Raw genomic sequence first — 5873 nt, forward strand, 5'->3', positions numbered from 1 at the left:
CCATCCGCATATCTCACACACCATGGGATACAGGCATCACTCCGGGTCCCTCACAGACTTCATGAAGGTTCACCCCGACGAGCCGAAATCAGTAAGCAACTGGGTGCTACATGCGAGGCCGCGGACGATCTCGCGGAGGCGGCCACAGCCGCCTTTCAGCAGCACGCCGACAGTGAGATCCTGCTCAGCTTCCCCGGCCTGGGGCCCATGCTCGGCGCCCGCGTGCTCGCAGAGCTGGGCGACGACCGGGCACGGTTCACCGACGCCCGGGCGCTGAAGTCGTACGCCGGATCCGCACCCATCACCCGCGCCTCCGGCAAGAAACGGTTCGTCGGCCGCCGCTTCGTCAAGAACAACCGCCTCATCAACGCCGGTTTCCTCTGGACCTTCGCCGCCCTCACCGCCTCACCGGGAGCGAACGCGCACTACCGACGCCGACGCGAGCACGGCGACTGGCACGCCGCCGCACAACGGCACTTGCTGAACCGCTTCCTCGGCCAGCTCCACCACTGCCTTCAAACCCGACAGCATTTCGACGAAGAACGCGCCTTCGCACCACTACTTCATGCACCCGCGTGACTCGGGAGTCTGCCACCGGTGGCGAAGACGCCCACTTCGAGCCGTTGTCACGACGCTCGCGACAAGGGGCAGCTCCTCCTTAGCATGATGGCTTGATGATCAATCCGATAGGCCCTGTGGTGCCGCCTGGCCGTATGAAGCAGATACGGCAGCCCGACCTTGCACTCTCCGGGGGCATGCATCTGCGCCCCTGGCGGGAGAGCGACGCGCAGGTCCTGGTGCAGTCCTGCCTCGACCTGGACATCCAGCACTGGAACCGCCCCGGTCTACTGACCACCGACACGGCCCGGGAGAAGATCGCGCGCTGGAAGCTGCGGTGGCAGAACGAGGAGGCCGCCATCTGGGCCATCGCTCCCGTGGACGACGACGTCCCTGTCGGATTGATCGGCCTCGCCGACCTGGACCTGCGAGGCGGCAGCGGCGAGTTCGTCTACTGGCTGTTGCCTGCCGGCCGCGGGCGCGGAGCCATGGTCAACTCCACTCTCGCCGTCAGCCAATGGGCCTTCGACACGCTCGGACTCCATCGCCTGCGCATCACACACTCCGTGGCCAACACGGCCTCCTGCAGGGTCGCCATGCAAGCCGGGTTCCCCTTGGAAGGGACGATGCGCAGCGCGCTCCTCCACGCCGACGGCTGGCACGACGAACACCTCCACGCACGCATCCAAGACGACATCGGACCATCTTGACCCAGTGGAGCTGCCCTACGATCTCACCTGACCAGCTTGACTTCTTGGCCCCCTGAGATGTCTTTGAGGGCCCGGACGTGAGACCCGTCCACGGCGCAGTCACCCAGATCCAGCAGGCCGGCGCGGCGCAGTTCGGTCAGCAGGGCGGCGTGCAGGCGTGGCCAGACGCCGGCCTCGCTCCAGTCCCGCAGCCGGCGCCAGGCCGTCACCCCGGAGCAGCCCACGGTCTCCGCCGGGACGTCGCGCCAGGCCACACCGGTCCGCAGCACGTACATCACACCGGCGAGTGCCACACGGTCCGGAACACGCAACCGCCCGGGATGGCGGTGACGCCGTTCAGGAGCAGTCGGCAGCAACGGAGCAACCCGCTCCCACAGGTCGTCAGGAACAAGATCAACACGCACACCTGACACCCTGCCGACCAAGATCTTTGAGCGCAAGACCCGCAGCACAACTCATTTTGAAACGATCAGTTACCTGGTGATGCAGGTGCAAGGGCCGGTCGCGGGCTACTTCTTCGCGGGCCCGTTCGAGCGCTACGAGCGTGAGTTCAGCGACGGCTGCCTGGCCGCCAGTCCCTACCGCCACGACGCGATCCAGTCCGAGGTCGCGGGCAAGACCCTGGTGATCCGCCCGATCAGCGGGGGTACGACGCTGCGGCTCGGCCCGGCCGAGGACGGCGGGACACATCCGCTGCGGCCGCAGGACCGCGGCACCCGTGAGGTCCTGGAACAGCTCGGCTGCCAACTGCCTTGACTCCGCCGAGCTTGTCCCGCCGCCGGTTTTCACCGCTGAGCGGAGGCGGCCTGCGGGCTCTCCTCACCGAAGGGACATCAAGTCGTGGTGAATTATGACCGGTTCGTCATCGACGAAGGGCGGCATGAGCCGCAGTTCGTCATCGACGAGGACGCCTCCACGGCTGCTGGCGAGGCCCAGCACAGGGCCCTGTGCTCGTGCGGCCGGCTGCCTCCCCACCGCCCGGACACGCCCCAGCAGGCGTGGGAGGCGTATGCCGCTCACGCGAGGCGCTGCCTCGGGCCCGCGGCGCGGCCCGCGTCCCGGGTGTCGCTCGGCATGCGGGTCGCCCTGTTGTTCCTGGGCTGCATGGTGCTGTGGGGTGCCGGATGGGCCGGCGCCGTCTCGGTTGCGAACACCCTGGACCTTGCCGGTGGGGCGGACCTGGCGGTGCGTGCGGCCGGGCCGCTGGTCGGCTTCGCATCTGCCGGTCTGCTCATGGTCGCGATGCGCCGGTTCATCGCGCCGACGCGCGCCGACGTCTGAACCAAGGTCGTTCCAGATCCAGTTGGGACTGCCGGACGCAGCGGGACCGGACCGGGGCGGCGCACAAGGGTGCTGGAATACCGTGGAGGGATCTGCCCGGGGGGGGACAGGATGACGGACGCAGTGCTGTTCGGCGTCGCTGTGTAGGAGGACGAGTTCGCCGACGAGCGCGTCATCGCTTCCTCCTACGACCAGGAGGAGGTGCTCAACGCGTGCCGCGAGGCGCCGTTTTCCCGCCGGTACCAGGTCGAGCTCACAGCCGACGGATGGGTCGAGGCCCAGCCGACGCACGGCCGCCTGATCGCCGGGGCCGAGGGAGACCGTGCATCACCCGCTCCAGCACGGGAATCCGGCACTCGACGGCGACGCGCTCCCGCGGAGTGAACCGGCCGACGGGCTGGGCTTCCTGCGCCGGCCAAGACCGTGCCTCACCACGGGCGGGACTGCCGGCGCCGCGGGCCGGTTCCCGGCGCGGGGGCGACCTGCTGAGGCAGGGATGATCGCCGAGCCGATCAGCGAGAACGGGCTGGCCGGGCGGACGGTTGCCACTCTGCATGCCCGCCCTGTGGGGCCGCGCGCCCCGCGACAGTCGGTGCCGGCTTGCCGTACGAGGGCCGCTCACTACGACGGGACAGCGGTGAGCTCGGGGCGCCCGGTCTCCCACGCCGTCTCGTCGGCCACGATCGGCCCGTGCTTGCGCTCCAGGTCGTTGTAGGCGCTCCGTCCCGATCCCTCGTTCCGGTATCCGGCCCACCGCGTCAGGTCCTTGCGGGTGAGCTCGACGCCCGCCTTCTGGTGCGCGAGATATATCCGCTCGGCCCGCTGCCTCTTGCTCTCGTTCGCCGGAGCAGGTCCCAGCTCAACCGTCGGCGGCGGAGCAGGGGCGGAATCATCGCCTTCTTCGGGGCTCTCCTCGTCTTCGGCCTCATCCACGCCGGCCTGGCCCCTGGCCGGATGGCCAGCCTGCCCCGTCTCGGGCTCACGCCGCTCGACAGGGTCTTCATCGTCTGCTTCGGCTTCCTGGTTGGCCGGGGTGCCGCCGGGAAGCAGGTCCTCATGCGGGTGCTCGAGCAGCGCCTCCTCCGCGGACTCGGTGACGGCTCGCTCGCGCTCCGACGGCGGGCACTGCGCGCGCTCGTGCTCGCCGGAGTCTTCCGGCTCGGGCGACACCGAGCCGATGGCCGGGGACAAGGCCGGCGCCTGGCTGACCGACGCCTTCTCGAGCACGACCCCCGGCGCGGTGGGTGCGGCGGATGCGGTCTGCTTGTCCACGTCCTCGCACTCCGGACGGTGCAACTCTGCTGCCGAACGGACGGCGTATCCCAGACGGCTGCGGCGCAGCGGCCGCAGTTCCTCGCGCGTGGCCTTCCTCCGCCAGCGCCAGCCGTAGGCGTCCCGCAACTCCCGGCGGTAGTCCAGCTTCTCCTGGTACAGCGCCAGCGCCACCTCGTACGAGGAGATCGTGCTCGGCCACAGCTTCCTGCTGCGCCAGATCAACCAGGTCGACCATGGGGCGAGAAGCCACCGGCCCAGTGAGAGCGCATACTCCTCCCGCCCTTCCTCGCGCGCCGTCGCGATGGCGATCGCATGCCGGACTGCCTCGGTGATCGCGATGAACAGCAAGGGAATCGCTGCATGCATGAAAGATGCAAGTATGTCCGGGTAAGACGAGAAAGCGTTGAATGCAACCGTTGCCACGGTCAGCAGCCAGGCGATGTGCCGCAGGAGCGGATACCGCAAGTCGACCCAGGTCAGGGCAAGATCAAGGGCGAGCATCGTGATGATGCCAATATCGATCCCAAGGGGAAAGATGCTGGCAAACCAGCCGAAACCCTTCTCCTCGGCGAGGTCGCGTACGGCCGTGTAGGAGCCGACGAAGCCGGTCAGGGCGATCAGCAGGGACCCGAACCCGATGATCCCGAAGGTGATGCGGCGGCCACGGGTCCACACGACTCGGCGGCGACCGCCCCCGACCGCCCCCGCCTTCCCGAGATCGGCGGTGATCGTCATGGACCCATGCCCCCTTCGTCGTGCCCGTGCGCTCGGCGCTGTCGCCTATAGAGGTGCGATCAGTCGCCGCCGTGTGACATTCCGCCCCTCCGCGGTTCGGTGATCGCGCTTCTGAATCTGAACGGTAGGAGCGTCGGCCCGGCGCATCCACCGTGATCAGGGCCCTTGCTCGCGCCGTGACCTGGTTGTTGCCTTCGACCTGGTCCCCGATACCCCATCGAACCGTGGGGACGACTCGCATAGGCTTCAAGATCCCGACATATGCCGGGGCAGAACGACACCGGGAGCCGCCGTGATGACCGCGCTGACCACGACCGTCGCCCTGCTCGCCGGTGCCCTGGTCGGCACCGCCACCCGTCCGCTGCTGTTCACCAGAGCCGTGCCCGCCGGCTCACCGCTCCGGCACGCCTGCCCCTCATGTGGCACACCAGCCCAAGCGGCCATCCGGCTCCTGGCACCGCCCCGAGGCCGCTGTGCGTCATGCCGCACGCCTTGGTACCCGGCCCGCGGCCTCCCCGAGGCCATGACCGCGCTCGCCTTCGCCCTCGTCGCCGCCACCGGCCTGACGGGCTGGCTGGCCGCCGCGCACTACTGGGTCGCCGCCTGCGGCAGCGCGCTCATCCTGATCGACGCCAAAGTGCACCGGCTCCCCAACATCCTCACCGTTCCCGCCTTCGCCGGGACGATCACCCTGCTGGCAGCCGCAGCAGCCGCCGGAGAACCTGGCAGCTTCGCCCGTTGTCTTGCCGCCGCCGCCGCGCTCGGCTCCGCGTTCGCCCTCATGACCTTCGGCGGCATCGGACTCGGCGATGTGAAGCTCGCCCCCACCCTCGGGGCCTTGCTCGGCTGGCACAACTGGGCCACCGTGCTCGTGGGCACCTTCGCGATGTTCGCCCTCGGCGCCACGGTGAACCTGCTCCAGGGACGCACCCGCGGTCGCATCGCCTTCGGCCCGTACATGATCATTGGTGCGCTCGGTGTGTCGGTCTGCGTGTCGTAGTCCTCCGTCGACGGCCGGAACGTCACTCGCGATTGAGGTCGGCCTGTCCGCCGCGATCGAGTGGGCCTCACCCGGCCCCGGGGTCCACGTTCTCCCGTCCGCCGAGCAGATGTCCCCCGTCCCCAAGACCGGACGGCGGCCGTTGGGCCGCCGGCGTGCAGCACGCCGACGCGCGCGGTGCCGCCCTCGCCGTCGCGACCTAGACGCCGATGTGGGCCACTAGTACTCCAGCAGCGTTTCGCTATCTGGCCTGGTCAGAGGCGTCGTCTGGAGTGTAGTCGGCTGGTGTTGTGTCAGGGGTGGTCTTGCTGGAC

Annotated in this window: 6 protein-coding genes and 1 pseudogene; 5 read left to right on the forward strand and 2 right to left on the reverse strand. The window is 69.1% G+C overall.

What is annotated here, in order from left to right; genetic code table 11:
• Both ABZ719_RS37080 and ABZ719_RS37085 read left to right on the forward strand, forming a co-directional pair.
• The coding region (locus ABZ719_RS37080; RefSeq protein WP_366729574.1) for a transposase at positions 1-579 on the forward strand (579 nt) is incomplete at its 5' end.
• Positions 580-755: 176 nt separating this feature from the next.
• Complete coding sequence (locus ABZ719_RS37085) at positions 756-1268, forward strand: GNAT family N-acetyltransferase (RefSeq protein ID WP_366729575.1); 513 nt, start codon at positions 756-758, stop codon at positions 1266-1268.
• Positions 1269-1330: 62 nt separating this feature from the next.
• On the opposite strand, the pseudogene ABZ719_RS37090 reads toward ABZ719_RS37085, so the two are convergent.
• A pseudogene (locus ABZ719_RS37090) lies at positions 1331-1672 on the reverse strand (transposase); the annotation flags it as partial.
• 79 nt (positions 1673-1751) lie between these two features.
• On the opposite strand from ABZ719_RS37090, the gene ABZ719_RS37095 reads away from it, so the two are divergent.
• Together ABZ719_RS37095 and ABZ719_RS37100 are read left to right on the forward strand one after the other, a co-directional pair.
• A complete protein-coding gene (locus ABZ719_RS37095) occupies positions 1752-2024 on the forward strand; it encodes a hypothetical protein (protein WP_366729576.1) in 273 nt (90 codons plus the stop codon).
• A gap of 84 nt (positions 2025-2108) precedes the next feature.
• The gene (locus ABZ719_RS37100; protein WP_366729577.1) at positions 2109-2549 is read left to right on the forward strand and encodes a hypothetical protein; all 441 of its coding nucleotides are present in this window, start codon (positions 2109-2111) and stop codon (positions 2547-2549) included.
• Positions 2550-3170: 621 nt separating this feature from the next.
• Here the strand turns inward: ABZ719_RS37100 and ABZ719_RS37105 are convergent.
• Positions 3171-4559, reverse strand: coding sequence for a DUF2637 domain-containing protein (locus ABZ719_RS37105; protein ID WP_366729578.1), 1389 nt, complete (start codon positions 4557-4559; stop codon positions 3171-3173).
• A gap of 295 nt (positions 4560-4854) precedes the next feature.
• On the opposite strand from ABZ719_RS37105, the gene ABZ719_RS37110 reads away from it, so the two are divergent.
• Positions 4855-5559, forward strand: a complete 705-nt coding sequence (locus tag ABZ719_RS37110) for an A24 family peptidase (protein ID WP_366729579.1) — start codon at positions 4855-4857, stop codon at positions 5557-5559.
• The last annotated feature ends 314 nt before the right edge of the window (positions 5560-5873 follow it).

This window comes from Streptomyces sp. NPDC006743, from assembly GCF_040703815.1.
Lineage (GTDB): Bacteria > Actinomycetota > Actinomycetes > Streptomycetales > Streptomycetaceae > Streptomyces.